Origin of the sequence: Streptomyces sp. NPDC002886, from assembly GCF_042888445.1 — a bacterium.
Lineage (GTDB): Bacteria > Actinomycetota > Actinomycetes > Streptomycetales > Streptomycetaceae > Streptomyces.
The window spans coordinates 1089660-1116592 of sequence record NZ_JBIAPV010000003.1 but is presented as its reverse complement, the minus strand read 5'-3'; the positions used below and the strand labels follow the sequence as shown (position 1 = coordinate 1116592).

At 72.4% G+C, this 26933-nt stretch carries 27 protein-coding genes and 3 tRNA genes; 24 read left to right on the top strand and 6 right to left on the bottom strand.

All coding sequences use genetic code 11. The features are described from left to right. Positions 1–275: 275 nt before the first annotated feature. Positions 276–1469, bottom strand: a complete 1194-nt coding sequence (locus ACFYYB_RS17430) for a sensor histidine kinase (protein WP_389436003.1) — start codon at positions 1467–1469, stop codon at positions 276–278. A 155-nt stretch (positions 1470–1624) separates the two neighbouring features. Here ACFYYB_RS17430 and ACFYYB_RS17425 point away from each other — a divergent pair, with 155 nt between their 5' ends. The 14 genes from ACFYYB_RS17425 (at position 1625) to ACFYYB_RS17360 (ending at position 15273) form a co-directional block, all read left to right on the top strand. Beyond that, positions 1625–2032, top strand: coding sequence for an NADH-quinone oxidoreductase subunit A (locus tag ACFYYB_RS17425; protein WP_250740903.1), 408 nt, complete (start codon positions 1625–1627; stop codon positions 2030–2032). Beyond that, a complete protein-coding gene (locus ACFYYB_RS17420; RefSeq protein WP_389436002.1) occupies positions 2023–2640 on the top strand; it encodes an NADH-quinone oxidoreductase subunit B in 618 nt (205 codons plus the stop codon). The genes ACFYYB_RS17425 and ACFYYB_RS17420 overlap by 10 nt, the downstream gene beginning before the upstream one ends. Beyond that, the gene (locus ACFYYB_RS17415) at positions 2637–4364 is read left to right on the top strand and encodes an NADH-quinone oxidoreductase subunit C (protein ID WP_389436001.1); all 1728 of its coding nucleotides are present in this window, start codon (positions 2637–2639) and stop codon (positions 4362–4364) included. The genes ACFYYB_RS17420 and ACFYYB_RS17415 overlap by 4 nt, the downstream gene beginning before the upstream one ends. After that, positions 4361–5329 carry an NADH-quinone oxidoreductase subunit H gene (locus ACFYYB_RS17410; RefSeq protein WP_389436000.1) on the top strand — a complete coding sequence of 323 codons (969 nt, stop codon included), beginning with the start codon at positions 4361–4363 and terminating at the stop codon, positions 5327–5329. The genes ACFYYB_RS17415 and ACFYYB_RS17410 overlap by 4 nt, the downstream gene beginning before the upstream one ends. Continuing rightward, the gene (locus ACFYYB_RS17405; protein ID WP_389435999.1) at positions 5330–5929 is read left to right on the top strand and encodes a NuoI/complex I 23 kDa subunit family protein; all 600 of its coding nucleotides are present in this window, start codon (positions 5330–5332) and stop codon (positions 5927–5929) included. It abuts the gene before it with no gap. Continuing rightward, positions 5926–6525, top strand: coding sequence for an NADH-quinone oxidoreductase subunit J (locus ACFYYB_RS17400; RefSeq protein ID WP_389435998.1), 600 nt, complete (start codon positions 5926–5928; stop codon positions 6523–6525). The genes ACFYYB_RS17405 and ACFYYB_RS17400 overlap by 4 nt, the downstream gene beginning before the upstream one ends. Then, on the top strand, positions 6525–6899 hold the full coding sequence (gene nuoK, locus ACFYYB_RS17395) for an NADH-quinone oxidoreductase subunit NuoK (RefSeq protein ID WP_389435997.1): 375 nt from the start codon (positions 6525–6527) through the stop codon (positions 6897–6899). Before ACFYYB_RS17400 ends, nuoK begins: the two co-directional genes overlap by 1 nt. Further along, complete coding sequence (locus ACFYYB_RS17390) at positions 6896–8941, top strand: NADH-quinone oxidoreductase subunit L (RefSeq protein ID WP_389435996.1); 2046 nt, start codon at positions 6896–6898, stop codon at positions 8939–8941. Before nuoK ends, ACFYYB_RS17390 begins: the two co-directional genes overlap by 4 nt. A gap of 38 nt (positions 8942–8979) precedes the next feature. Then, positions 8980–10548: a NuoM family protein gene (locus tag ACFYYB_RS17385; protein WP_389436234.1), complete on the top strand. Its 1569-nt coding sequence runs from the start codon at positions 8980–8982 to the stop codon at positions 10546–10548. Further along, positions 10545–12149: an NADH-quinone oxidoreductase subunit N gene (locus ACFYYB_RS17380; protein ID WP_389435995.1), complete on the top strand. Its 1605-nt coding sequence runs from the start codon at positions 10545–10547 to the stop codon at positions 12147–12149. The genes ACFYYB_RS17385 and ACFYYB_RS17380 overlap by 4 nt, the downstream gene beginning before the upstream one ends. A gap of 289 nt (positions 12150–12438) precedes the next feature. After that, the gene (htpX, locus tag ACFYYB_RS17375; protein WP_250740894.1) at positions 12439–13302 is read left to right on the top strand and encodes a zinc metalloprotease HtpX; all 864 of its coding nucleotides are present in this window, start codon (positions 12439–12441) and stop codon (positions 13300–13302) included. Further along, on the top strand, positions 13299–13691 hold the full coding sequence (locus ACFYYB_RS17370) for a YccF domain-containing protein (RefSeq protein WP_327305117.1): 393 nt from the start codon (positions 13299–13301) through the stop codon (positions 13689–13691). Before htpX ends, ACFYYB_RS17370 begins: the two co-directional genes overlap by 4 nt. A 165-nt stretch (positions 13692–13856) precedes the next feature. After that, complete coding sequence (locus ACFYYB_RS17365) at positions 13857–14810, top strand: glycosyltransferase family 2 protein (RefSeq protein WP_389436233.1); 954 nt, start codon at positions 13857–13859, stop codon at positions 14808–14810. Positions 14811–14877: 67 nt separating this feature from the next. Then, positions 14878–15273: a hypothetical protein gene (locus ACFYYB_RS17360; RefSeq protein WP_389435994.1), complete on the top strand. Its 396-nt coding sequence runs from the start codon at positions 14878–14880 to the stop codon at positions 15271–15273. Here ACFYYB_RS17360 and ACFYYB_RS17355 read toward each other — a convergent pair. The 3 genes from ACFYYB_RS17355 to ACFYYB_RS17345 all read right to left on the bottom strand — a co-directional run bounded on the left by ACFYYB_RS17355 (position 15237) and on the right by ACFYYB_RS17345 (position 18762). After that, a complete protein-coding gene (locus ACFYYB_RS17355; protein ID WP_389436232.1) occupies positions 15237–16460 on the bottom strand; it encodes an APC family permease in 1224 nt (407 codons plus the stop codon). The genes ACFYYB_RS17360 and ACFYYB_RS17355 overlap by 37 nt on opposite strands. A 61-nt stretch (positions 16461–16521) precedes the next feature. Then, positions 16522–17949, bottom strand: a complete 1428-nt coding sequence (locus ACFYYB_RS17350) for a SulP family inorganic anion transporter (protein WP_389435993.1) — start codon at positions 17947–17949, stop codon at positions 16522–16524. 324 nt (positions 17950–18273) lie between these two features. Further along, positions 18274–18762, bottom strand: a complete 489-nt coding sequence (locus ACFYYB_RS17345) for a YajQ family cyclic di-GMP-binding protein (RefSeq protein WP_243333311.1) — start codon at positions 18760–18762, stop codon at positions 18274–18276. A gap of 198 nt (positions 18763–18960) precedes the next feature. On the opposite strand from ACFYYB_RS17345, the gene ACFYYB_RS17340 reads away from it, so the two are divergent. The 3 genes from ACFYYB_RS17340 to ACFYYB_RS17330 all read left to right on the top strand — a co-directional run bounded on the left by ACFYYB_RS17340 (position 18961) and on the right by ACFYYB_RS17330 (position 20110). After that, a tRNA-Tyr gene (locus ACFYYB_RS17340) sits at positions 18961–19042 on the top strand. A 133-nt stretch (positions 19043–19175) separates the two neighbouring features. Further along, the gene (locus ACFYYB_RS17335) at positions 19176–19619 is read left to right on the top strand and encodes a hypothetical protein (protein WP_389435992.1); all 444 of its coding nucleotides are present in this window, start codon (positions 19176–19178) and stop codon (positions 19617–19619) included. A 95-nt stretch (positions 19620–19714) separates the two neighbouring features. Beyond that, on the top strand, positions 19715–20110 hold the full coding sequence (locus ACFYYB_RS17330; RefSeq protein WP_389435991.1) for a DUF3574 domain-containing protein: 396 nt from the start codon (positions 19715–19717) through the stop codon (positions 20108–20110). Positions 20111–20177: 67 nt separating this feature from the next. Here ACFYYB_RS17330 and ACFYYB_RS17325 read toward each other — a convergent pair whose 3' ends face one another. Both ACFYYB_RS17325 and ACFYYB_RS17320 read right to left on the bottom strand, forming a co-directional pair. Continuing rightward, positions 20178–20834 (bottom strand): SDR family oxidoreductase, encoded by a 657-nt coding sequence (locus tag ACFYYB_RS17325; protein ID WP_389435990.1) that lies wholly within the window; start codon positions 20832–20834, stop codon positions 20178–20180. 54 nt (positions 20835–20888) lie between these two features. After that, positions 20889–22211 carry an amidohydrolase family protein gene (locus tag ACFYYB_RS17320; protein ID WP_389435989.1) on the bottom strand — a complete coding sequence of 441 codons (1323 nt, stop codon included), beginning with the start codon at positions 22209–22211 and terminating at the stop codon, positions 20889–20891. A 724-nt stretch (positions 22212–22935) separates the two neighbouring features. Here ACFYYB_RS17320 and ACFYYB_RS17315 point away from each other — a divergent pair. From ACFYYB_RS17315 to ACFYYB_RS17285, 7 genes are all read left to right on the top strand, one after another. Then, a tRNA-Thr gene (locus ACFYYB_RS17315) sits at positions 22936–23008 on the top strand. 48 nt (positions 23009–23056) lie between these two features. After that, a tRNA-Met gene (locus ACFYYB_RS17310) sits at positions 23057–23129 on the top strand. Positions 23130–23217: 88 nt separating this feature from the next. Further along, positions 23218–23382 (top strand): 50S ribosomal protein L33, encoded by a 165-nt coding sequence (gene rpmG / locus ACFYYB_RS17305; protein ID WP_003956487.1) that lies wholly within the window; start codon positions 23218–23220, stop codon positions 23380–23382. Between the two features lie 116 nt (positions 23383–23498). Then, a complete protein-coding gene (locus ACFYYB_RS17300) occupies positions 23499–23975 on the top strand; it encodes a MaoC family dehydratase N-terminal domain-containing protein (RefSeq protein ID WP_389435988.1) in 477 nt (158 codons plus the stop codon). Between the two features lies 1 nt (position 23976). Then, positions 23977–24405 (top strand): MaoC family dehydratase, encoded by a 429-nt coding sequence (locus tag ACFYYB_RS17295; RefSeq protein ID WP_389435987.1) that lies wholly within the window; start codon positions 23977–23979, stop codon positions 24403–24405. A gap of 239 nt (positions 24406–24644) precedes the next feature. Next, entirely contained in the window at positions 24645–25199 is a 555-nt protein-coding gene (locus tag ACFYYB_RS17290) for a TetR/AcrR family transcriptional regulator (RefSeq protein ID WP_389435986.1), read from the top strand. Positions 25200–25358: 159 nt separating this feature from the next. Next, positions 25359–26837 carry a DHA2 family efflux MFS transporter permease subunit gene (locus ACFYYB_RS17285; protein WP_389435985.1) on the top strand — a complete coding sequence of 493 codons (1479 nt, stop codon included), beginning with the start codon at positions 25359–25361 and terminating at the stop codon, positions 26835–26837. Positions 26838–26933: the final 96 nt, after the last annotated feature.

Sequence of the window (26933 nt, the reverse complement as noted above, 5' to 3'; positions counted from 1 at the left end):
ACACCCGGCCCCCGGAGGGACCGGGCGCGGGCGCCGGCCAATTCCAGCCCCGCCCGCCGCTGCACCCGCGCGCTCGCACGTGCCGAATCCACCTTCACGAGCCCGCACGTGCGCGCTGAAGCCGCCCAAAAAATCCAACCCCGTCGGCCTGTGAGGCGCCGGGGTCCGGGGGCCGGTCCCCGGCAACGGTGCCGCACGCCACCCCCGGCGGGGCCGGCGCAGCCGCCCTCAGGACCCCGGCCCCCGGCCGGCCAAGGGCCGGCCCCCGCGGAGCGCTATCGCGAGGCCCGCTCCCGCCACGGCAGCTCGGCCGTGACCACGGTCCCCGCGCCCTCGGGAGACTCGACCACCAGCACGCCGTCGACCGCGTCGAGCCGCTCGCCCAGCCCCGCCAGCCCGGACCCGGCAGCCGCATCCGCCCCGCCCCGCCCGTCGTCCGACACCCGGATCAGGAGCCGCCCGTCCGCGGAGCCACCCGCCCGCCAGACCTCGACCTCCGCGCACCGCGCCCCCGGCCCCGCGTGCTTGCTCACGTTCTGCAGCAGCTCCGAGACCACGAAGTACGCGATCCCCTCGATCGCCTCCGCCGGGCGACCCGGCAGATCCACCGACACCTTCACCGGGACCAGGCACCGTGACGCCACCGAGGACAGCGCCGCGTCCAGCCCCCGGTCGGTCAGCACCGCCGGGTGGATCCCGCGCGCCAGGTCCCGCAGCTCCTGCAGGGCGATCTTCACCTCTCCGTGCGCCTCGTCCACCATCGCCGCCGCCCCCTCGGGGTCCTCCAGCAGCTTCTCCTTCGCCAGGCCCAGCCCCATCGCCAGCGCCACCAGCCGCGCCTGCGCCCCGTCGTGCAGGTCGCGCTCGATGCGCCGCAGGTCCGCCGCCGCCGTGTCGACCACGACACCCCGGTCGGACTCCAGTTCGGCGATGCGCCGCTCCAGTTCGTCGGAGGGCGACAGCAGGCCCCGTACCATCGCGCGGTCCACGTTCGCGAGCCCCCGCACCACCCACGGCAGCACCGGCCACAGCACGAACAGCCCGGTCAGCGCCACGGTGAAGGTGACCATCGCCCACGGCAGCCGGATCAGCTCGAACAGCACGGTCCGCCACGCCACCGGGTCCTTGAGGGTCGCCCACAGCCAGGGGAAGAACCCGCCGGACCGCCGCGGCCCCGGCATCGGCGTCGGCTCGTCGACCCGTACGCCCAAGAGGTCGCGGGCCCGCGCCCGTTCCAGCCGTCCCAACTGGCGAGACACGAACAGACCGCATGCGAACAGCGGCAGACCGATCGCGGTCACCGACAGACCGCCGGCGGTCGCCACCATGAACACCGTGTAGACGAACCCGATGAGCGCGGCCGGAAAATTGCTCAACAGGTAGGCGATTTCCTTCCACGTCACGGCATCGAAGGGTGCGCGTACGGGCGGAGGAGCGCCGTCGTCGGGGGTGTGCTTGGTCGCGGTCATGCGCCTACCCTGCCAAGCCCGCGCCCCCCGTGCCATGGGGTAGCCGGGCCGAGGTAAACGGGGGATAACCCCACCCCGTGGAGCCCAGGCCCTAGACTCCCGTCCGTACCAGATCAACCTGATCGTCGACAGTGGCCGAGGAACGAGGAACGGACGTGCCCGAACCAACGGTATCGACCGTATCCGTGCTCGCCGCGGACTACTTCCGGACGTATTCGGTCGTCGGCCTCCTGGCCGCGCTCGGTGTGCTCTTCGTGGCGGTGGCGTTCGGCGCCAACCGCCTGCTGAGCCCGTCCGTCCCGACCCGCGAGAAGCTGCTGACCTACGAGTGCGGCGTGGACCCGGTGGGCGAGGGCTGGGCGCACACCCAGGTCCGCTACTACGTCTACGCCTTCCTCTACGTCATCTTCGCCGTCGACTCGATCTTCCTCTTCCCCTGGGCGACGGTGTTCGCCGCCGCCGGCTACGGCGCCACGACGCTGGTGGAGATGTTCATCTTCCTCGGCTTCCTGGCCGTCGGCCTGCTCTACGCGTACAAGAAGGGCGTCCTCGAATGGCTGTGACCCCGGCCGGTACCCCGGCCGTGCCGTCGGAGCCGCAGCTGCTCCCGGAGCCGAAGCGGCTGGGCGTCCTGTCCCGCCTCGCGCCCGAGCCCATGAAGGTGGTCCTCAACTGGGGCCGCCGCTACAGCCTGTGGGTCTTCAACTTCGGCCTCGCCTGCTGCGCGATCGAGTTCATCGCGGCCTCCATGGCCCGGCACGACTTCATCCGGCTCGGCGTCATCCCCTTCGCCCCCGGCCCGCGCCAGGCGGACCTCATGATCGTCTCCGGCACGGTGACGGACAAGATGGCCCCGGCGGTCAAGCGGCTGTACGAGCAGATGCCGGAGCCCAAGTACGTCATCTCCTTCGGCGCCTGCTCCAACTGCGGCGGCCCGTACTGGGACTCGTACTCGGTGACCAAGGGCGTCGACCAGATCATCCCGGTCGACGTCTACGTCCCCGGCTGCCCGCCCCGCCCCGAGGCCCTCCTCCAGGGCATCCTCAAGCTCCAGGAGAAGATCGCCCGCGAATCGCTGGCGGAGCGCTACGCGAACACGCCCGCGCCGTCCCCGGCGCAGCTCACGAGCGGACTGGTGTCTCCTCCTCCTGCTCCCGGGACGAACGCGTGAACCTCTACGACTCCCTCCCCGACGCGGCGGGAACGGTCTTCGGCGAGGAAGCGGTCGCGACCCTCGCCTACTCCGTCCTCACGGTCGACGTCCCCACCGCGAGCTGGATCCCCGCGCTGGAGATCGCCCGCGACAAGCTGGGCTGCACCTACTTCGACTGGCTGAGCGCGGTCGACGAGCCGGGCACGGGCTTCCGCGTCTGCGCGCACGTCGTCTCCCTGGAGAACCACCGCGTACGCCGCCTCCTGCTGCGGACCACCGTCCCGCACTCGGCGCCCTCCCTGCCCTCGGCCGTCGCCGTGTACGCGGGCGCCGAATGGCACGAGCGCGAGACCTTCGAGATGTTCGGGGTCGTCTTCACGGACCACCCGAACCTGGTCCCGCTGCTCCTCCCCGAGAACTTCGAGGGCCACCCGCTGCGCAAGGACTTCGTCCTCGCGGCGCGGGTCGCCAAGGCGTGGCCGGGCGCGAAGGAGCCGGGCGAGGCGCACGACCCGGACGCCCCGAAGCGTCGCCAGATGCTCCCGCCGGGCGTACCCGACCCCAACGACTGGGGCCCGATGAAGGGCCAGCTCCCCCCGGCCCCCGCCCGCCCCGCCCGCACCCCCCGAGGCGCGGCAGCCGGCGCCGCGGCCGGCGACCGCCCGGCCCGCACCCCGCGCGCCGCGGCCGGCGCCCCCGGCGACCGCCCGGCGCGCACCCCCCGCGAAGCCACCCCGCCTTCGGCGGACGCCTCGGCGGAAGCACCCCCGGCCCGCCCGGTACGCCGCTCCCGCTCGGTGGCGGACGGCTCGGCAAGCCAGGCGGAAGCCCCGACGACGGAAGCGACCCGGCCTTCGGCGCCCACCCCGGCCGAACCCGAAGCGTCCCCGTCCCCGTCCGAGGCACCCCCGGCCCGCCCGGTACGCCGCTCCCGCTCGGTGGCGGACGGCTCCGCGAGCCAGTCGCAAGCCCCGGACTCCGGAGCGACCCCGCCTGCGGCGGACGCCCCGGCGGCTCCCGCCCACGAGGCCCGGGCGGCAGCCGCCCCGGCCGAAGCCGAAGCCACGCCGACGACACCTGGGACGACCCCGGCCCCGGCCCGTCCGGTACGCCGCTCCCGCTCGGTGACGGAAGGCTCCGCGAGCCAGGCCGCCACGGCTCCGGCCGAAGCCGAGGGCGCGCCCGCCGCGGACCCCCAGGCCCCCGTGCGCCCGGTACGCGGCAGCGCGGACGCCCCCTGGCACAACCCGAAGCCCGCCTTCGACACCCCGGCCACCCCGGCGGCTCCCGCTACCCCGGCGGAGCCTGCTACCCCGGAGGCTCCGGCCACCCCGGCGGCTCCGGCCACCCGGGCCACCCCGGCGGCTCCGGCCACCCCGGCCACCCCGACGGCTCCGGCCACCCCGACGGCTCCGGCCACCCCGGCGGCTCCCGCCACCCCCGCCACCCCGGCGGCTCCGGCCAACCCGGCCTCTCCGGCGGCTCCGGCCACCCCGGCGGACCGGGCAGCCTCAGCCGCCCCCGTAGCTCCGGCCGCTCCGGCCGAAGCCCCGGCGGGCTCCGCCGAGTCCGAGCAGGAGCCCGATCCCGAGTCCGCCCCCAAGGCGGACCCCGCGGACCCCGCGGACCCCGCGGACCCCGCGGACCCCGCGGACCCCGCGGACCCCGCGGACCCCGCGGACCCCGCGGATCCGGCCGAGACGGACCCCACCCCCAACGACCCCACCGGAGGCGCCGCGTGAACGACGTCCTCGACGTCGCCCTGCGGCTGATCGTCGTCTTCGCCGTCTTCCTCGTGCTCCCGCTCGTCGTCGGGCAGGCCGAGCACAAGGTGATGGCCCACATGCAGGGCCGCCTCGGCCCCATGTACGCCGGCGGCTTCCACGGCTGGGCCCAGCTCGTCGCCGACGGGGTCAAGTTCGCGCAGAAGGAAGACATCGTCCCGGCCAACGCCGACCGCCGCGTCTTCCAGATCGCCCCCGCCGTCGCGCTCCTCCCGTACCTCCTCGTCCTCCTCGCCATCCCGATCGGCCCCGGCGAGGGCGCCGTCGGCCAGGTCATCGACGCCGGGCTCTTCTTCGCGCTCGCCGTCATGGGCATCGGCGTGCTCGGCTCGCTCATGGCCGGCTGGGCCTCCGCGAACAAGTTCTCCCTCCTCGGAGGCCTCCGCACCGCCGCCCAGCTGCTCGCCTACGAGCTCCCCATGCTGCTCGCGGCGGCCTCGGTCGCCATGGCCGCCGGAACGGTGTCGCTCCCCAGCATCGTCGGCGCCTTCGAGTGGTGGTGGCTGCCCTGGCAGATCGTCGGCGGGCTCGTCTTCTTCACCGCAGGCCTCGCCGAACTCCAGCGGCCCCCCTTCGACATGCCCGTCGCCGACTCCGAGATCATCTTCGGTGCGTACACCGAGTACACCGGCCTGCGCTTCGCGCTGTTCCTCCTCGCCGAGTACGCCGGCATCGTCGTCCTGTGCGCCCTGACCACCGTCCTCTTCCTCGGCGGCTGGCACGGCCCCTTCGGCGGCGACGGCTTCGGCTGGGCCTGGACCCTGCTCAAGATCGCCGCGCTCTCCTTCGTGGTGATCTGGCTCCGGGTCAGCTACCCCCGGCTCCGCGAGGACCAGCTGCAGAAGCTCGCCTGGACCGTACTCATCCCCCTCGCGCTCGCCCAGATCGCGCTCACCGGCATCGTGAAGGTGGCGATCCAGTAAATGCCTCCCATCCCCGGCTCAGGCCTCGCCAAGGGCCTGGCCGTCACGCTGCGCACGATGACGAAGCGCTCGCACACCGCCCAGTACCCCGAGGTACAGCCCGAACTCCCGCCGCGCTCGCGCGGGGTCATCGGCCTGTTCGAGGAGAACTGCACGGTCTGCATGCTGTGCGCGCGCGAGTGCCCCGACTGGTGCATCTACATCGACTCCCACAAGGAGACGCTCCCGGCCGCCGCCCCCGGTGGGCGTGAGCGCAGCCGCAACGTCCTCGATCGCTTCGCCATCGACTTCTCCCTCTGCATGTACTGCGGCATCTGCATCGAGGTGTGCCCCTTCGACGCACTGTTCTGGTCGCCGGAGTTCGAGTACGCCGAGACCGACATCCACGAACTGACCCACGAGCGCGACAAGCTGCGCGAGTGGATGTGGACCGTCCCGGCCCCGCCCGCCCTGGACCCGGCCGCCGAGGAGCCCAAGGAGATCGCGGCCGCCCGCAAGGCCGTGGAGAAGGCGGAGACCGCTGCCGCGGCAGCCGCCGCCGCAGCCGCCGCCGAGGCGAACCCCGACACCACGCCCCCGGCCCCGGAAGGAGACGCGTGATCACCGCAGCCGCCCAAGGCAACGGCTTCCTCTCCCCGACCGGCGTCGAGATCGCCTTCGTCCTCGTCGGCCTCGCCACCCTCGGCGCGGCCGCCGTCACGGTCACCACCAAGCAGCTCGTGCACGCCGCCCTGTGGCTGGTCGTCGCCCTCGGCGGGATCGCCGTCGAGTACCTGCTGCTGACCGCCGAGTTCATCGCCTGGGTCCAGGTACTGATCTACCTCGGTTCCGTGGTCGTCCTCCTCCTCTTCGGGCTGATGCTCACCAAGGCCCCCATCGGCCGCTCGCCGGACGCCGACTCCGGCAACCGCCCGGTCGCGCTCGGCGTCGCCCTCGTTGCTGCCGCCGCACTCGTCTGGGTGGTCGTCGACGCCTTCCGCGCCACCTGGATCGACCTCGACGGCCCCGCCCAGGGCTCCACCAAGGTTTCCGGAGAGATCCTCTTCCGGCACTGGGTGCTGCCGTTCGAGGCGCTCTCCGTCCTCCTTCTCGCGGCCCTGATCGGCGCCATCGTGCTGTCCCGCAAGGAACCCGCCGAGAGCGCCGACACCGCGCCCCCCGCCGCGCCCGCCACCGACAAGAAGGGGCAGCGCTGATGCACCTCGCCTACCCCGCCGTGCTGGCGGCGCTCCTCTTCTGCACGGGCCTGTACGGAGTGCTCGCCCGCCGCAACGCCATCCTGGTCCTGATGTCCGTCGAGCTGATGCTCAACGCCGTCAACCTCAACCTGGTGGCCTTCGACGTCTGGCTGCGCGACAGCCTGCACGCGGGCCAGGCCCTGACCCTCTTCACCATCGCCATCGCCGCCGCCGAGATCGGCATCGGCCTCGCGATCGTGCTGATGGTCTACCGCAACCGGGGCACCGCGGACGTCGACCGACTGCGTGACACCGTCGAGGGCCACGAGCAGGGCGGCCTTGCCTCCGACAGCGCGGACAGCGCGAACCCTGCGACCGGAGCCGCCGCGTGAGCACCCCGACCCTCGCCGTACTGGTCCCCCTCCTGCCCTTCCTGGGCGCGCTGGCGGGACTGCTGCTCGGCCGCACCGCCCCCGGCTTCGTCAAGCCGCTCGCCGTCCTGCCGACGCTGGCCGCCGGCGTCCTCGCGGTCCTGGTCGCCTTCCGCCAGGGCGGCGGCAAGGCCATCGACACGGCGACCGAGCTGACCCCGACCGGCTCGGTACCCATCGAGCTCTCGCTCCACCTGGACGGCTTCGCCGTCATGGTGGCCGTCCTCGTCGGCCTCGTCGCCACCTGCGTGCAGATCTACTCGACGGCGTACCTGCGCGAGGACCCGCGCTACCCGTCCTACGCCGCTCTGGTCTCACTGTTCACCTCCGCCATGCTGCTCGTCGTCTACTCCGGCGACCTGATGGTGCTGCTGGTCGGCTGGGAGATCATGGGCATCTGCTCGTACTTCCTGGTCGGCCACTACTGGGAGACCGAGGCGGCCCGATCCGCCTCCCTGAAGGCCTTCCTCGTCACCAAGCTGGGCGACGTCCCCTTCCTCATCGGCCTGTTCGCGCTCGCCACCGACGCCGGGTCCTTCCGGATCACCAAGATCCTGGGCACCGTCGCCGCGGGCGGACTCGACCACCCGACGCTCATCGCGCTCCTCCTGCTGGCCGGAGTCGCGGGCAAGTCCGCGCAGTTCCCGCTGCACACCTGGCTTCCGGACGCCATGGCGGGCCCCACCCCGGTCTCCGCACTGATCCACGCCGCGACGATGGTCGCCGCCGGTGTCTACTTCGTCGCGCGCCTCCTCCCCGTCTTCGCGGCCTCCCGGGCCGCGCTGGTGGTCCTGGCCGTCATGGCGGCCGTCACGATGGTCGGCTCCGCCCTCGCCGCCCTGGCCCAGGACGACATCAAGCGGGTGCTCGCCTACTCCACGATCGGCCAGCTCGGCTACATGACCGGGGCCCTGGCCGTCGGCGACCGCGCGGCCGCTGTCTTCCACCTCCTGTCGCACGGCGCCTTCAAGGCGCTCCTGTTCCTCGGCGCCGGCGTGATCATCCACGCCGCGGGGACGAACTCCCTGGCCGCCATGTCCCGCATGGACGGCCTGGCCAAGCGCATCCCCGACGCCTTCTGGACGATGACGATCGCGCTCCTCGCGCTCGCCGCCTTCCCGCCCTTCGCCGGCTTCTTCTCCAAGGAAGCCGTCCTCGTCGCCGCCGAGCACACCGCCGGCGGCCACTCGGAGCTCGCCCCGAGCGCGGCCGGCTGGGTGGTCCTCGTCGCCGGAGTGCTGACCGCCCTGCTCACCGCCGCCTACGCCACCCGGCTGTGGCTGATGGCCTTCCGCGGCCGGGGAGCCGCGGCCCCCGACCACGGCAAGGAGCCCGTCGCCATGACCGGCGTGCTGTGGCTGCTGGCCGTCCCGTCCGTGGGCTTCGGCCTGCTGGCCGGGCCCCTCTCCGACTTCTTCGACGGCCGCGAGCTCACCCCGTCGCTGACGACCTCGGTCCTCGGCACGGGCGCCGCCGCCGTCGGCGCGGTGCTCACCTACGCCCTGTGGCAGCGAGCCCGGGCCCAGGCCGCCACCCAGGTCCAGGCCGCCCCGGCTCCGTCCGGAGCGGGCTCCGCCAAGGTGCCCGCCACCGCCGCGGTGCCCGCGTCCGTCGCCGCCGCCGAGTCCGCCGCGGAGAGCCCCGAAGTCGCCGAGGTCACCCACGACCACCCGGTCGTCTCCACGGCCCCGGCCGCCGACCCCGGCCGCGCCCTGCTCGGCCCGCTGCACCGGCACGCCGCCGTCGGCTTCCACCTCGACGCCGTCTACGACCGCCTGTTCGTCCGCCCCGTCCGAGCCGCCGCAGCCCTCGTACGCTTCCTCGACCGCGAGGTCGTGGACTCGTACGTCCGTGGCGCCGGCCTCGGCCCCCGGCTGCTCGGCGGCCTCGTACGCCGCGCCCAGACCGGCAACGTGCAGAGCTACCTGAGTGCCCTGCTCGCCGGCGCCGTGGTCCTGGCGATCGCCACCGCCGTCCTCGCCAACGTCAACGCCGGATCGTGAGCCGTGAGTCAGCCGTGATTGATATCAGCCCGTCCGTGATGCAGTTCCTTCTGGCGTTCGTCGTGGCCGGCCCGCTCGTCGGCGCCGTCGCCGCCCTCCTGCCGGCCCCGCCCGGACTGAAGGGCAAGAGCCCCGAACAGGCCGTACTGCGCCACGGCGTGACCGTGACCGGTGCCATCCTCGCCGCGGCGATCGTCCTCGCCGTGGGCTTCGACCACGACGCCCCGTCCCGCTTCCAGGCGACGACGGACATCAGCTGGATCCAGGCCCTGAACGTCCGGATCCACCTCGGCATCGACGGCATCTCGCTCCCCCTCCTCCTGATGACCGCGCTGCTGTTCTTCCTCTGCGCGCTCTACAGCTACTTCAAGCTCCCCGCGGGCCCCTCCGCGAAGGCCTTCGTCGCCCTGCTCCTGGTCCTGGAGTCCGGCACCCTCGCCACCTTCGCCGTCCTCGACCTGCTGCTGTTCTTCCTCGCCTTCGAGATGGTCCTCATCCCGATGTACTTCCTCATCGCCCGCTGGGGCGGTGCTCAGCGGCAGGCGGCCGCCTGGAAGTTCATCCTCTACACCCTCCTCGGCTCCGTGGTGATGCTGCTCGGCCTGCTGCTGATCGGGCTGAACAGCGGCACCTTCGACATGGTGGCACTCGCCTCCGACAACGGCCGCGAACTGTCCCACACCACCCAGATCCTGGCCGTTCTCGCCATCGGGATCGGCCTCGCCGTGAAGACCCCGATGTGGCCGCTGCACAGCTGGCTGCCGGACGCCCACACGGCCGCCCCCACCGTCGGGTCCGTCCTCCTCGCGGGCGTCCTGCTGAAGATGGGCACCTACGGGTTCGTCCGGATCCTGCTGCCCGCCACCCCCGACGGCATGGCGACCTTCGCCCCGTACCTGGGCGCCTTCGCCGCCGTCGGCATCGTCTACGGGTCCCTGGCCTGTCTCGCCCTCGCCCGCAAGGGCAACAAGGGCGACCTCAAGCGCCTCATCGCGTACTCCTCCGTCGGCCACATGGGCTTCGTCCTCCTCGGCATCGCGTCCATGACCCCCACCGGCGTGAACGGCGCACTGTTCGCCAACGTCGCGCACGGTCTGATCACCGGCCTTCTCTTCTTTCTTGTCGGTTCGCTCAAAGACCGTTACAACACGGCCGATCTCGACACCCTCGCCGGAGCCACCGGAGCGGCCCTCTACGGCCGCGCCCCCCGCTTCGGAGCCCTCCTCGCCTTCGCCGCCATCGCCTCGCTCGGCCTCCCCGGCCTGGCCGGATTCTGGGGCGAGATGCTGGCGCTCTTCGGCGCGTTCGACCCCGCCGAGGGCCTGCCGCGGCCCGCGTTCCTCACGTACATGGCGTTCGGCGCGTTCGGCACCCTGCTCACCGCCGCCTATCTTCTGATCGTCGTACGGCGGGTGTGCATGGGCGACCCGAAGGCCGCGCGTGAGAACTCCGCCGCCCCGGTGGTCCTCGCGGACATCCAGCGCTACGAGTACGCCGCCTGGAGCCCGCTCGTCGCCCTCACCCTCCTCGCAGGCCTGTGGCCCGCGGTCCTCCTCGGCCTCACCGACCCGGCCGTCCAGAAGCTCCTCGCGGGAGGGAACTCATGACGGTCCTTCAGCCCTTCGTCCAGCCGCTCGTCATCGCCGCGGCCGACGCCGACGCCCCGAACCTGGTCCAGTCCGTCGACTGGCTCGCCATCGCGCCGGTCGTCATCACCGCCGCCGTGGGCCTCCTCGTACTGGTCCTCGACCTCTTCGTACCGGAGCGCCGCAAACCCCTGCTCGGCTGGATCTCCGTGGCCGGACTGGCCGCCGCGACCGCCACCCTGCTGCCGCTGCGCGACGGCGACCGCACCACCTTCTGCCTCACCGGCCCCGGTACGGCCGACCCCGCCGCGTGCAGCTACGCCGCCGACCACTTCGCGCTCGTCGTGCAGTTCCTCGTCCTGGGCGGCGCCCTGGTCACCGCGCTGCTGTCGGTCACCGCCGTCCGCGAAGCGCGCATGCCGGCCGGCGAGTACTGGTTCCTGCTGCTCTCCTCCGCCGCCGGCGCGGCCCTGCTCCCGGCCTCCCGCGACCTCGCCACCCTGATCGTCGCCCTCGAAGTCGCCTCGCTGCCCGCCTTCGCCCTCGTCGGCATGCGCCGCGGCGACCGGCTCTCCTCCGAGGCCGCGCTCAAGTTCTTCCTGTCCTCCGTGACCGCCACCGCCGTGTCCCTGATGGGCGTCAGCTTCGTCTACGCCGCCACCGGCTCCCTGCACCTGACCCAGGTCGCCGACCGGCTCGGGAGCGTCCCCGGACAGCTCGACACCCTCGCCATGGCCGGCGTCGCGCTCACCCTGGTCGGCTTCGCCTTCAAGACGGCCGCCGTCCCCTTCCACTTCTGGGTCCCGGACACCTACGTCGGCGCCCCGCTGCCCGTCGCCGGGTACCTGTCGGTCATCGGCAAGGCCGTCGGATTCACCGGCCTCATCCTCGTCACCGTGATCGCCTTCCCCGCGTACTCCGACGTCTGGGGCCCGGCCCTCGCCGTCCTCGCCGCGCTCACCATGACCCTCGGCAACGCGGCGGCCCTGCGCCAGTCCGCGGACCGGCCGGGCGGCGCCGTACGGCTGCTCGCCTGGTCCTCCGTGGGCCAGGCCGGCTACCTGCTGGTCCCGATCGCGGCCGCCGCCTACGCGGGCCGCGACCAGATCGGCTCCACGGTCGCCTACGCCCTCATGTACGCGGCCGTGAACCTCGGCGCCTTCGCCGTGGCCGCCCTGGTGGCCCGTACGAAGCCCCTGCACCGGCTCTCCGACTACCGGGGGCTCTACGCCGAGAACCCGCTCGCCGCCCTCGCGCTGGCCTTCTTCCTGCTCTGCCTGGCCGGTCTGCCGCCGGGCATCATCGGGCTCTTCGCGAAGGTCACCGTCTTCCGCTCGGCGGTCGACGCGGGCCTGGGCTGGCTCGCCGTGGTCATGGCCGTCAACGTCGTCGTCGCGCTGTACTACTACCTGCGCTGGACCGCCCTGCTCTTCCGGGGCCCCGACGCGGACACGGCGCAGGAGGGCGCTCAGGAGGGCGCACAAGGGGGCGCGCAGCCCCGTACGGCCACCCCCTGGCCGGTCACGGCCGCCATCGTGCTCACCGCCGCCACCGCCCTGGTCCTCTCGGGTGCCCCGCAGCTCGTCCTGCGCTTCGCGACGGGCAGCCTCTTCCCCCTGTAGACCCCGCCGACGGAGGGCTGCCGGAGCCCCGCCGGAGCCGCGCCCGAGCCCCGCCGGGCCCGGTCGGAGCCGTGCCCGGCCCCGCGCCCGTAACCCGTACGGCCTAATCCCCACCGCGCCCGCCACAGCCCCGCCCCCCGGCCCACCGGGGCGGGGCGCACGGGCGCGCCCGGGGAACCTGCCGCCCTCACCTCGCGTTGACCAGGAAGGAAGGGTCCACTGGACCGGAGGCCCTCCGATCCCCAGATCCTGGACGGGTCCCCCTGCCGCACCACTTGGAGGGCGCACCGTGCACCGCCGGCACAACGGGCTGAAGACCGCCGTACTCCTCGGCGGTCTGTCGGCCCTCATCATCCTCATCGGAAGCTTCTTCGGCCGCGGGGGCCTGATCGTCGCCGTCCTCGTGGCCCTCGGCACCAACGCGTACGCGTACTGGAACAGCGACAAGCTCGCCCTGCGCGCGATGCGGGCCCGCCCCGTCAGCGAGTTCGAGGCACCCGAGCTCTACCGCATGGTGCGCGAGCTCTCCACGTCCGCGCGCCAGCCCATGCCCCGCCTCTACATCTCCCCGACCGAGGCCCCCAACGCCTTCGCCACCGGCCGCAACCCGCGCAACGCCGCGGTCTGCTGCACCGAGGGCATCCTGCGCATACTCGACGAGCGCGAGCTGCGCGGGGTCATCGGCCACGAGCTCAGCCACGTCTACAACCGCGACATCCTCATCTCGTCCGTCGCGGGCGCACTCGCCTCCGTGATCATGTTCCTGGTCAACTTCGCCTGGCTGATCCCCATCGGCCGCTCCAACGACGACGAGGGGCCGGGACTCTTCGGCATGCTGCTGATCATGATCCTGGGGCCGCTGGCGGCCTCCGTGATCCAGCTCGCCATCAGCCGCTCGCGCGAGTACGAGGCGGACGCCTCCGGAGCCCAGCTCACCGGTGACCCGCTCGCCCTCGCCAGCGCCCTGCGCAAGCTGGACGCGGGCACCAAGCAGCTCCCGCTGCCGGCCGAGCCGCGGCTGGAGACCGCGAGCCACATGATGATCGCCAATCCCTTCCGTCCCGGCGAAGGATTGTCCAAGATGTTCTCGACGCACCCCCCGATGGCCGAGCGAATCGCCCGGCTCGAACAGATGGCAGGACGCAGCCAGTGAAGACCATCCTGAACGTCATTTGGCTCGTCCTCAGCGGAGTCTGGCTCTTCCTGGGCTACTGCCTGGCGGGTGTCATCCTCTGCATCACCATCATCGGAATCCCCTTCGGCATAGCCTCGTTCCGCATCGCGGTGTACGCCCTGTGGCCCTTCGGGTACACCGCCGTCGAGCGGCGTGACGCGGGCGCCGCGTCCTGCGTCGGAAACGTGCTGTGGCTGGTCCTGGCCGGCTGGTGGCTCGCCCTCGGCCACATCGTCACCGGCATCGCGCTGTGCCTCACGATCATCGGCATTCCGTTCGGCATCGCAAACTTCAAGATGGTTCCGCTCTCCCTGCTCCCGCTGGGCCGCGAGATCGTCCCCACGGACGCTCCGTTCGCCTCGCGCTGAGCCGCGCCGCTCCAGGAGCCGGTTCATCCGCTCGTATTAAGGTTCCGGGTTGCGGACGAGTGGCGCGGACGAGCGGCACGCACAACGGGCAGGGAAGAACCGATGTCGACTGAGCCCTCCGGGCATTCCGAGCCCTCCGAGTTCTCCGAGCCCTCCGAGCACCCCATGACCCTCTCGGTGGTCGTGCCGATGTTCAACGAGGAGGACGCGCTGCCGGCCCTGGTCGGCAGGCTGCGCCCGGTACTCGACGCCATGGCCGTCCGCTATGAGGTCGTCGCCGTCGACGACGGCAGCAAGGACCGCACCGCGGAGCTGCTCACCGAGTTCCAGGCCAAATGGCCCGAGCTGCGCGTCGTTCGGCTGCGCGGGAACTCCGGCCACCAAGCCGCCCTCACCGCGGGCCTGCACGGCGCCTCGGGCGCGTACGTGGCCAGCATCGACGCGGACCTCCAGGACCCGCCGGAGAAGATCCCGGAGATGCTGGACCTGGCCCGCGCGGACGGCCTCGACATCGTCTACGGGGTCCGGGCGGACCGGAGCACGGACACCGGGTTCAAGCGGCACACGGCCGGCGCGTACTACTGGCTGGTGCGCCGCCTGGTCGGCAAGCAGGTGCCCGCGCAGGCGGGCGACTTCCGGCTGCTCAGCCGCGCGGCGGTCGACGCGGTCAAGGCGATGCCCGACCAGCACCAGGTGTACCGCCTGCTCGTGCCGTGGCTCGGCTTCCCCAGCGGCCAGGTCACCTACCAGCGCGAGGAGCGGGTGGCGGGCGAGACCAAGTACCCGCTGAGCAAGATGATCCGGCTCGGCGTCGACAGCGTCATCAACTTCTCCGCCGCCCCGCTGCGCCTGGCGACCTGGCTGGGCGTGGCCAGCTTCTTCGGCTGCCTGCTGATGGTGGGCGCCACGCTGGCGATCTACCTGAAGGGCGAGACCGTCCCCGGCTGGACCTCACTGTTCATCGTGATGCTGTTCCTCGGCGGAGTGCAGCTGATCTGCGTCGGCCTGCTCGGTGAGTACATCGGCCGCATCTACACGGCGGTGCAGCGCCGACCCACCTTCTTCGTCGGGTACGACTCGCACGCCCCGGCGCCGAACACGGAGCGCGAAGCGGACTGAGGCCCGGCTGTTGCGGCTGAAATCGCAGGTCAGAGCGATTGTCAGTGGGGGATGTCACTCTGTGTGCATGAATGACATCGAAAAGTCGCCGAAGCGAGTCGCCGGCCGCGCGCGCAGCTCCCGTCAGGGGCGGTACGCGGACACCGGCACCCGGAGCGCGCCCCTTCCGGCGCCCCTGTCCCGCGCGGAGCCGCGCCGGGCCGGAGCAGCCCTGGGCTTCGCCCTGCCACCCCTCCTCGCAGCCCTCCACACCCGCGTGGCGGACGGCGGCCTCGGCCCGGAGTATGGCCCGCCGCCCCTGGAGCGCGCCGTCCGCGAACACACCGCGATGCGTGCCTCGGCCTGGCTCCGGCCCGGGGGAGTCCCGCCCATAGCCGACTACGGATGCGCCCTGCGCGCCTGCGTGGACCGCCGCTCGGAAGGGCTTCAGAGCACGGGCGTGAGCCGCCGGCGCACGCCGTAGGCCAGCGCGCCCAGCGCCAGCACCGAGGCCCCCGTGACCATCGACGCGGCGGGCAGTGAACAGGCCAGCACCACACAGCCGGACAGTCCCACCGCTGCCACGGCCCGGTCCTTGACACCTGAATCGAGAGTCCACGCGGAGGCGTTCGCGATCGCGTAGTAGGCGAGCACGCCGAAGGAGGAGAAACCGATCGCGCCCCGCAGATCGGTGGTGGCCGCGAGCACCGCCACCACCGCACCCACCGCGAGCTCGGCGTGGTGCGGTACCTGATGCCGGGGATGTACGGCGGCCAGCGCGCGCGGCAGATGGCCGTCCCGCGCCATCGCCAAGGTGGTCCGCGACACCCCCAGTACGAGCGCCAGCAGCGAGCCCAGCCCCGCCAGGGCCGCCCCCACCCGGACGACGGGAGTCAGTCCGGGCCACCCGGCCGCACGCACGGCGTCGGCCAGCGGAGCCACCGACCGCCCCAGGCCGTCGGCGCCGAGCACCGACAGCGCCGCCACCGAGACCGCGGCGTAGACGAACAGGGCGATCCCCAGGGCGAGGGGGACCGCCCGCGGGATCGTGCGCTCCGGGTCGCTCACCTCCTCGCCCAGGGTGGTGATCCGGGCGTATCCCGCGAAGGCGAAGAACAGCAGCCCGGCGCCCTGGAGCAGCCCGGCCGCCGCCCACTCCGAGCCACCGAGACGGCCGGCGTCGGCCGCGCCGGAGGACAGGCACGCCACGACGACCCCGGCCAGGACGGCCAGTACCGCCGCCACGATCACCCGCGCGATCCGGGCGGACTTCTGCACCCCGCCGTAGCTCGCCGCGGTCAGTGCCATCACCGCCGCCACGGCCACCGCGTGCTGCTGCCCGGGCCACACGTAGGCCCCGACCGTGAGGGCCATGGCCGCGCAGGAGGCCGTCTTGCCGACGACGAAGCCCCAGCCGGCCAGATATCCCCAGAAGGGCCCGAGCCGTTCGCGCCCGTAGACGTAGGTGCCGCCCGAGGAGGGGTAACGGGCGGCCAGCCGTGCCGAGGAGTGCGCGTTGCAGTACGCCACCAGGGCCGCGAGTGCGAGCGCCGCGAGGAGCGCCCCGTCGGCCGCGCGCGCCGCCGGGGCCAGCGCGGCGAAGATCCCGGCGCCGATCATCGCGCCGAGCCCGACGACGACGGCGTCGAAGACCCCCAGGGAGCGCTTCATCTCGTTGTTCAAGGCGTTCACGGGCGGAGGGTACCCGGGCCGGGTGACGCGACCGTGCGGCCTAGGTGACGCCTTCCCGGCCGGGGACCGGCGTGCGGCTCCGCTCCCAGCCCTCCAGGGCGGTCAGGCACGCGTGGTCGAGGTGGCGCAGCCCGCTCAGGTCGAGGTGGACGGCTCCGCCGCGGGGCAGCGCCTCCAACTCGTCGAGCAGTTTGGGCAGCCGCAGGAAGCTGGCGTTCCCCAGGATTCGCACGCGTAGTTCGTCGCCCTCCCACACCGGCTCGATGTGCACGTGCGAGGTCTCCCAGGCCGCCTTGGCGACGGCGAGCCCGAGCCCGGCGAGCACCCCCTCGAAGAGGTTCGTGGCCACGATCGCCGAGGCCGTCGCCACCAGGACGACCGCCTCGCCGCGGTGCGAGCGCCACAGGGCGGCCACCGCCCGGACCGGCAGCAGCTTCCAGCCGGCGTGCAGCAGTACCCCGGCCAGCGCGGCGAGCGGGACGGACTCCAGCAGCCCGGGGACGGCCACGGCGAACAGCAGCAGCCAGCCGCCGTGCAGGATCCGGGAGGCCCGAGTGCGGGCGCCGGCCTCGACGTTGGCGGCGCTGCGGACGATGACGGCGGTCATCGGCAGGGCCCCGAGCAGCCCGCAGAGGGTGTTGCCGACGCCCTGGGCGACGAGTTCGCGGTCGTAGTCGGTCCGGGCCCCGTCGTGCATGCGGTCCACGGCCGCCGCACTGAACAGCGTCTCGGCGGAGGCGATCAGCGCGAGCGCCACCACGGTCCCGACGGCCCCCACGGAGGCCAGCACCCCGAAGGCCTCCCAGCCGGGCGGCGTCACGGCCGACAGGACGCCCGTGACCCGGACCCGCTCCACGGGGAGGCGCAGCAGCACGGCCGCGGCGGTCGCGGCCGCGACCCCGACGAGCGCCCCCGGAACGAGCCGCAGCCGGTCGGGCATCCTCCGCCAGGCCACCAGGACCGCGACGGTCCCGGCCCCGAGCGCCACTGCGGTCCAGTCGGCGCGCCCGCCGAGCTCCAGCGCCCCGGCCAGTTTCTCCAGGGTCCGCCCCGGGGCCTCCACACCGGCCAGGGCGTACAGCTGACCGGTGATCAGCACGAGCCCGATCCCGGCCAGCATCCCGTGCACGACGGCCACGGAGATCGCCCGGAACCACCGTCCGAGCCGCAGCACGCCCATGGCCAGCTGGCCCAGGCCGGCGGCCAGGACGAGTACGCCGAGCGCGGGCAGCCCGTACGTCCGCACGGCTTCGTAGACGAGCACGGTGAGTCCGGCTGCCGGGCCGCTCACCTGGAGGGAGCTGCCCCGGAACCAGCCGGTGACCAGCCCGCCCACCACCCCGGTGAGGATCCCGAGTTCGGCCGGCACTCCGGAGGCGACGGCCACTCCGACGCAGAGCGGTAGCGCGACCAGGGCGACCACCAGGGACGCCCCGAAGTCTTCACGTAACGTGCCGGCCCCAGGCATACGGGAACCCCCAGTCGAGGCGGTGACGGACACCCCTCACCCTGGTGGGCGCACTGCCCGCCGCCCAAGTGCACACGGAGGGCGCGGCGAGCGCGCACGCCGCTCACGCCGGGCACACACCCACCGAGCGCCGGTCCCACGACACCGCGCGCGGTGTCGTGGGACAACGGCCGGCGACAGCGACAGCGACCGTGCCCGGCGGCCGCGCTGCGACGACCGCGCCGTAATGACCGCGCCGTAACGACCGCGGCCCGGCGGTCCTCGAAGGACCGCCGGGCCGGCGTACGGGCTGAAACTAGGCCGAAGCCAGGCCGAAGCCGTTGATCAGCGGTAGTTCACGAACTGGATCGCGAAGTCCAGGTCCTTGCCCTTGAGGAGGGCCTGGACTTCCTGGAGGTCGTCGCGGCTCTTGGAGCTGACGCGCAGCTCCTCGCCCTGGACCTGGGCCTTGACGCCCTTGGGGCCCTCGTCACGGATGATCTTCGCGACCTTCTTGGCGTTCTCCTGGGAGATGCCTTCCTCGATCGTGGCGAAGATCTTGTACTCCTTGCCGGACAGCTGCGGCTCACCGGCGTCGAGCGCCTTGAGGGAGATCCCGCGCTTGACCAGCTTGGTCTCGAAGACGTCCAGGACGGCCTTGACGCGCTCCTCGGAGTTCGCCTCCATCAGGATCTTCTCGCCGGACCAGGCGATCGTGGCGCCGGTGCCCTTGAAGTCGTAGCGCTGCGAGAGCTCCTTGGCGGACTGGTTGAGGGCGTTGTCGACCTCCTGCCGCTCGACCTTCGAGACGATGTCGAAACTGGAGTCGGCCATGTGCTGTGGCTCCTTGAAGTCGGTGGTGGCGGCCCCGAAGGGCGCGGCCGGACATCCCCGGACCGCTCGGCAAAGCCTAGCCACCGCGCCCACGTGCGGCGCTGATCAATCCGGTGGCGAAGCACCCCCGGTCATCGGGTATCGTTTACGTCGTTGCCAAGGAGCGCCGCCGCAAGGCGGAAAGAAGGCAGCGATCATGGCGGTGTGCCCGAGTGGCCAAAGGGAGCAGACTGTAAATCTGCCGGCTCAGCCTACCCAGGTTCGAACCCTGGCGCCGCCACGCGAGTGAAGCCCTCGCTCATTGCAGAAATGCAATGGGCGGGGGTTTTCTCGTACACCGGAAAACCCCGTGGGATCCGCCGGGGGCGTAGGGCATGGTGTTCGCATGATGAGCATCAGCGGCCGAAAGGGCCATGGCGCGTAAGGCGCCCTCGCAGGTCAGGTCGGACCTGCCACGCAGATCCTCCCACCAGAACGTCCAGGCCGTCCGGGCCGGCCGGGGAGTCATTCAGGGAGTCTCCTCCCGGACCCTCGCCGAGATCGCCCGTATCGAACGCCACCGGTACCAGGCAGGTGCCGCCCACGGAGCACTGTCCGCTTGGCGCGCCATGGTCCACCAGCGGGGCCCCTGGGTGATCTACCCGGACTGGGGTGACGACTGCCCTTGCTGCGACCCCGCTTGGGGAAACCACCGCGAGGCCCTGGAGGTCTTCTGCCACCTGCTGCCCCGACGGGCGGCCCGGGAGCTGCGGACCGTGCTCGCACCGATCGACGCGCGGTTCCTTGCCCGAACGCTCAACGATCCGTACGCCCCGTGGGGAGATCCGTGGTGGCGGCGCAGGCTGGAATCGGCGTGAGCCCATCGGGCGGATCGGGCGTGCCGATGGGGGGCTCCGGTCGTTCATCCGGCGTGAAATGGACTTCTGACAGGCGTGGAAAGGTCGGTGGCGGGGTGCTCATCGCCCTGCTCGGAGCGGGGATCCCGGCTCTGGTCGGAGCGGCACTGAACGCCGATGTGGGGGATCCCTACCAGGAGACCCGGCTCTACTTCGGCACCGAGCGGCCGGACGGCCGTCCGCCGGTCGGGGAGCGGGAGTTCATGGGGTTCCTCGAACGGGAGATCACCCCCGCCTTCCCCGAGGGGCTGACCCTCCAGGACGGGCGCGGCCAGTGGCAGCGGGGCGGGAAGATCATCCGGGAGATCTCCTACGAGGTCGTGCTGCTGTACCCGGAGAAGGAGGCCGATGAGCGCGGCGCGCGCATCGAGCGGATCCGGGAGGCCTACGAGCGGCGGTTCCAGCAGGATTCGGTCGGCCGGTCCGACGACCGCCTGACCGCCGACTTCTGACCGGCCGGTCATCCGCCCTGTTCCCCGGCCGGCTTCCGGCCGGGGCCGACGGGTGGGGAGGGGCGGCCTAGTTGCCCGCCACGTCCTTGACCGCCACCGGGACCGGGGTCGAGCCCGCGATCAGTTCCAGGGTGAGGCCCGCGGTCGCCGGTGTCTCGATCAGCTCGGCGAGGACCGCCGCCACGTCGTCGCGGGTGACCGGGCCGCGACCCGTCTGTGCCTCCAGGCGGACCAGTCCGCTACCCGTGTCGTCGGTCAGCGAGCCCGGGCGCAGGATCGTCCACCCCAGGCCCAGCCGGGTGCGGACGTGCTCGTCGGCCTCGCCCTTGGCGCGGAGGTAGTGGTCGAAGACCTCGTCGCCCTCGCGGCGGGTGTCCGCGCCCATCGAGGAGACCATCAGGAAGCGGCGTACCCGGGCCCGTTCGGCGGCGTCCGCGAACAGCACCGCCGCGCCCCGGTCCACCGTGTCCTTGCGTCCGGCCCCGCTGCCGGGACCCGCGCCCGCCGCGAACACCGCGGCGTCCGCGCCCTGCAGGATGCCCGCGACGTGCTCGACCGACGCCGATTCCAGGTCGCACAGCACCGGTTCGGCGCCCGCCTCCCTGAGGTCGTCGCCCTGAGCCGGATCGCGGATGATGCCCGCGACCTCGTACCCGCGCACGGCGAGCAGGCGCTCCAGCCGCAGCGCGATCTGACCGTGTCCACCCGCAATGACGATGCGCATGCCACGACCGTACGACGAGCCGGGCGCCCGCGCCCGGGAACATGCGGTGAACCTTCAGGGGCCGGGCTCCATACGGCCCTGCCGTGGCAGGTCCAGGGCCACCGCGACGGCGGAGTCGCAGTACTCCCGTACGGCACTCGTCCGGGCTACCACCCGCCCGCGGTGGATCACGATCCGGCTGTACGCGAGGGACAGCACGCTCGCGATCCGGTCGCCGCGCACGGCGAGCAGTTCCGCCGGGAAGCCGGCCTCCACCCGCACCTCGGGGAGTCCCATCGCCTCGCGGGCCGCGCCGGCGATCGAGTGGTAGGCCTCGGTGGCGCGGAGCCCGCCCTGGGAGGCCAGGAGGTACGCGGCTTCGAGCGGGTCCCCGCGCCCGACCGGGTTGCCGGCGTCGCGCAGGGCCCCGCTGCCCGCCGCGACGCGTACCCCGGCGGCGCGCAGCAGGCGTACGGGGGCGGTGCGCAGGCCCCGACGCTCCAGGGCTGCGCAATCGCCCTGGGGGAGGCAGGTCACCCCGACTCCGGCCGCCGCTAGTTGGTCGGCGGCCCGGGTCGCCACGTCCAGCGGGAGCCGGGACAGACCGCCGCAGGGCCCGATGGAGACCCCGGGCCGGAGTCCGCCGGCCATGGCCGCGAGCCGGGACAGGCGGGCGGGGTCGTCGCCGTCGGTGTGCAGGTCGACGGGGCAGCCGTGCTCGGAGGCGAGTTCCAGTACGGCTTCGAGGAAGCCGGTGGGGTCGGGGTCGAGGTCGGGGCAGCCGCCGATGACGGAGGCGCCCATCTTCACGGCGTCCCGCAGCATGGCGAGCCCGTCGGCCCCGGCCACCCCGGTCAGCAGGCGGGGAACGGCGACGGCGGTGAGATCGGTGAGCCCGCGCAGGGAGCGGCGGGCCTGGAGCACGGCCTCCAGGGGGCCGAGGCCGTGTACGTCGCCGATGCGCACGTGCGAGCGGACGGCCGTGGCGCCGTGCCCGAGCTGGAGCAGGGACGCCTCGGTGGCGCGGCGCTGCACCTCGTCGGGGGAGTAGGAGACGGGCCCCTCGGTGTCCGCGGTCAGGGCGGTGTCCCCGTGGGAGTGGGGTTCTGCGGGCGCGGGGAGCAGCAGGTAGCCGGTGAGGTCGACGCGGGCCCCCGAGGCGGCGTGCAGGCTGCCGGCCGTGCCGACGGCCTGGATCCGGCCGCCGCCGAGGCGGACGTCGACGCTCCGGCCGTCGGTGAGGCGGGCGCCGGTGAGGAGCAGGCTGGAGGCCTCGGGGGCCGCCGGGCCCGGACTTCCCTGGGTGCCCTCGGGGCCGGGCCCCTGCCCTTGCCCCCGGCCGCTGCCGGGGCGGTTGCGCGGGGAGTGGGACGGCTGCTGCGGCGGGCTGTCGGACATCGCGCTCCTGCGGTGGCTCGGGCGGTTCCTGGGGCCCGTGGCCGCGGCCCGCGGCCCAAGATCACGCAGCGTGCTCAGAGCCTAGGGGGCGGGGGTGCTCCCTTCGCGGAAGAGGGCAATAGTCGTACCGGTGCGTCTGCGCGGACCCCGCCGGCAAGGCCACCCCGAGGGGCCGACCGGGCCCCAAGCGGGTCCGGGCGCAGCCCCGGGAACGGGCGAAGGGCGGGGTAGGGGGGACCTCCCCCCGGCACCCTGCGCCCGGCACGGCCCCCGTGCCGCCCGCACAGGCAGGTCCGCACGCCCGAGCCCGGCTCTGCTCCTTCGCGGGCGGGAGCCGACAGCCTGGCCCGCTCGACCGAGCACAGTCGGCCCGGACGGCCAGGCCCGGTCCGGGCCGGCCCGGACCCGCCCCGCCCTCGTGGGTCTCCGGGGGCGTTCGGGCTCCGGCGGTCCGCTTCGGTGGGGCGGGGCTACGGCTCCTAGGTGGTCGGGAGAGGGGGCGAGGGGTTCGCTTCGGCGGGGAGAGCGGGTTCGGTGGTGACTCAGGGTGGGGATCGGGTGGGCGCCGGTGTGATGCCGGACACCTTTCGGGGTGAAAGGCGCCCGGAGAGGGGCCCGAGGCGTGTTTCCCGCGGATCAAGAAAGTCGGCGATGGGGCTCCGAGGCCAGGCGCCGCAAAGGATTTGGGCGATCGGCGGGCAACCGTGTAATGTCTTCCTCGCTCGCCCCAATAGCTCAGTCGGTAGAGCGTCTCCATGGTAAGGAGAAGGTCTGCGGTTCGATTCCGCATTGGGGCTCTGGTGAGAGAGGTTCCCCACCCTCGGGTGGGGAGCGGATCTCATCAAAGCGGCGTAGCTCAGTCGGTAGAGCAAGCGGCTCATAATCGCTGTGTCACCGGTTCAAGTCCGGTCGCCGCTACACACAGTAGCCGATTGCGGGGTCGGTCTCCCGATCGGCTACTCTTTTATGCGTTCATCCGTCCAATTGTCCGTCAAGGAGCACTCACGTGGCTGCCACCGACGTCCGCCCGAAGATCACGCTGGCCTGCGTGGAGTGCAAGGAGCGGAACTACATCACCAAGAAGAACCGGCGTAACAACCCGGACCGTCTTGAGATGAAGAAGCACTGCCCGCGTTGCAACTCGCACACCGCGCACCGCGAGACCCGCTAACAACTGGCGAAGTCTCGTACAACAGGCACAGTCTTACCGTCATGAGGTCGTCCCCTTCATTGGGGGGCGGCCTTGTGTCGTTTCGACAGATCGTTTCAACAAGGAGGTAGGGAGTCATGGCGCTCGACCAGTCCTTCGTGGGGCGGAGCTACCCGCCCACCGATCCGTACGAGGTCGGCCGGGAGAAGATCCGCGAATTCGCGGTCGCCGTGGGTGACGCCAATCCGGTGTACACGGATCCCGAAGCAGCCAAGGCGTTCGGTCACCAGGACGTGATCGCCCCGCCGACCTTTGTGTTTGCCATCACGTTCGCGGCGGCCAGCCAGGTCGTCGACGATCCGCAGCTGGGGCTGGACTACAGCCGCGTCGTGCACGGCGACCAGAAGTTCGCGTACACCCGTCCCGTGCGGGCCGGTGACCGGCTGACGGTGACCTCGACCATCGAGGCCATCAAGTCGCTCGCGGGCAACGACGTCATCGACATCCGCGGTGAGGTCCACGACGAGTCCGGCGAGCACGTGGTGACCGCCTGGACGAAGCTCGTCTCCCGGGCGCCCGAGCCCGCCGCCGCTCCCGCCCCCGAGGAGGCCTGAGATGGCTGCCAAGATCCAGTACGACGAAGTCGAGGTCGGCACCGAGCTGCCGGCGGCGTCCTTCCCCGTCACGCGGGCGACGCTGGTGCGGTACGCGGGTGCGTCGGGTGACTTCAACCCGATCCACTGGAACGAGAAGTTCGCCACCGAGGTCGGGCTGCCCGACGTGATCGCCCACGGCATGTTCACCATGGCCGAGGCGATCCGCGTGGTGACCGACTGGGCGGGCGACCCGGCCGCGGTCGTCGAGTACGGGGTGCGGTTCACCAAGCCGGTCGTCGTCCCGAACGACGGGCAGGGTGCGCTGATCGAGGTCACGGCCAAGGTCGCGGCCAAGCTGGACGACAACCGGGTACGGGTCGACCTGACGGCCATGAGCGCCGGGCAGAAGGTGCTGGGGATGTCCCGCGCGGTGGTTGCTCTCGCGTAGGGATCCCTGGGACGCCTCCTGGGTCCCGCTGGGGTGCCAACTGGCTCCCCTGGGGTCCCCGCCCGGGATCCCTCCCCAGGATCCCTTCCCGGGATCCCGGATCCCCCCGGACCCCCCTCAGGGTCCCCCCAGATCCCCAAGAGCCCTGACCGGCGAGGAAGCTCGCAGGTCAGGGCCTTTTTGGTCGGCAGGTCGGAATCGGGGTTGCCAAGTTAGTGATTGAGCACTAACTTTGAAGCATGGCAAGGATGAGTGCGGAAGAGCGGCGCGAGAGCGTCATCCTGGCGGCGATGCGCGAGTTCGCTCGGGGTGGGTACTACGGGACCTCCACCGAGACGATCGCCAAGCGCGTCGGGGTGTCACAGCCGTACCTGTTCCGGCTCTTTCCGAACAAGCAGGCCATCTTCCTGGCTGCGGCCGCCCGCTGCATGGAGGACATCCGACGCGTCTTCGAGGAAGCCGCCAAGGACCTCCACGGTGAGGGCGCGGTCGAGGCCATGAGTGTGGCGTACGTGAAACTGATCGCCGAGCAGCCCGAGAAGCTCCAGATGCAGCTCCAGACGTACGTGACCGTCGCCGCCGCCGAGGCCGCCGGGGAGCCCGAGTTCGGCGAGATGGTGCGGGCCGCCTGGATGGAGCTGTGGGACACCCTGCACGTGCCGCTCGGGGCGGACGTGAACGAGACGACCAGCTTCCTCGCGTACGGGATGCTGATCAACACCCTGTCCGCCATGGGGTTCCCTCCGGGGCACCGGGTCTGGGACGGCTGCTACCCGGGCGTCCGGCCCGAGTAGGGGTGACCGCGCCTTGGCGCGCAAGTCCTGGCGAGTGCGGCCCAGTGAGTAGGGCCTAGCGAGTAAGTACCTCCGTTCTGCCGCGCCCGTGAAACGGCCGGCGCCGGGCTCAGGTCTGTCCGTTGAAGTTAGTGATCAATAACTAGTTTTGGGGGAAACGTGCAAGACACCAAGCTGCGTGGGCCCGCTGTCTGGGCGCTCGTCATCACCGGAGCCGCCAGTTTCATGGCCGCGCTCGACAACCTCGTCGTCACCACCGCCCTCCCCTCCATCCGCGAGGACCTCGGCGGGAAGCTGGAGGACCTGGAGTGGACGGTGAACGCCTACACGCTCACCTTCGCCGTCCTCCTCATGTTCGGCGCCGCCCTCGGTGACCGGTTCGGCCGCCGGCGGCTCTTCATGGCCGGTACGGCCGTCTTCACCGTCGCCTCCGCCGCCGCGGCCCTGTCGCCCGGCATCAACGAACTCATCGCCGCCCGGGCCGTCCAGGGCGTGGGCGCGGCGATCATGATGCCGCTCTCGCTCACCCTCCTGACCGTCGCGGTCCCCGCCGCCCGGCGCGGAATGGCCCTCGGCATCTACGGAGCCCTCACCGGCCTCGCCGTGGCGAGCGGGCCGCTCATCGGCGGCAGCCTCACCGAGCACATCTCCTGGCAGTGGATCTTCTGGCTGAACGTCCCGATCGGACTGGCGCTCATACCGCTCTCCCGGATGCGGCTCGGCGAGTCCACCGCCCCCCAGGCGAAGCTCGACGTCCCGGGCACCCTCCTCATCAGCGGCGGGCTCTTCGGCATCGTCTACGGGCTGGTCAACGCCAACGCCCACGGCTGGACCAGCCCCTCCGTGCTCACCGCCCTGCTCGTGGGGGTCGCGCTCGTCGGCGGATTCATCCACCAGGGCTTCCGCAACGCCAACCCGGTGCTGCCCATGCGGCTCTTCCGCGACCGGGGCTTCTTCGGCATCAACATGGCGAGCCTGCTGATGTTCGTCGGGATGTTCGGGTCGATCTTCCTGCTGAGCCAGTTCCTCCAGGGAGTACTCGGTTACTCGCCCACCGAGGCCGGGCTGCGCATGCTTCCCTGGACCGCCATGCCCATGATCGCCGCCCCGATTTCGGGGATCCTCTCCGACCGGATCGGCAGCCGCCCCGTCGTGGTCGCCGGGCTGGCGCTCCAGGCACTCGGCCTCGGCTGGTTCGCCATGATCCTGAGCACCGACGTCTCCTACGCCGCCCAGCTTCCGGCGCTGATCATCAGCGGCATCGGGATGGGCCTGTTCTTCGCCCCCGCGTCCAACGCCCTCATGTCCACCGTGGCCCCCGCCGACCAGGGCAAGGCCGCCGGCGCCAACAGCGCCCTGCGCGAAGTCGGCGGAGCCCTCGGCGTCGCCGTCCTCGCCTCCGTCTTCTCCTCCCGGGGCGGCTACGAGTCCGGGCAGACCTTCACCGACGGCACCGTCCCCGCCCTCTGGATCGGCGGCGCGGCCGTCGCCGTGGCGGCCGTCCTGGCGCTGCTCCTCCCCGGCCGGACCGCGGAGAAGGACCGGGCCGCGGAGTCCCTGCCGACGGCGGACCGGCCGGCGGACGACCTCGGCACGGCCCCGGCCGGCGGGCGCGCCACCGAGAAGGTGACCGTCTGAGCGGGTCCCGCTCGCCGGCCCGTGCCCGGGCGGTGGCCGGCGGGGGGACCGCAGCCGCCGCCCGGCACGACGTTCCGTACGACACGTCCGCAGAGG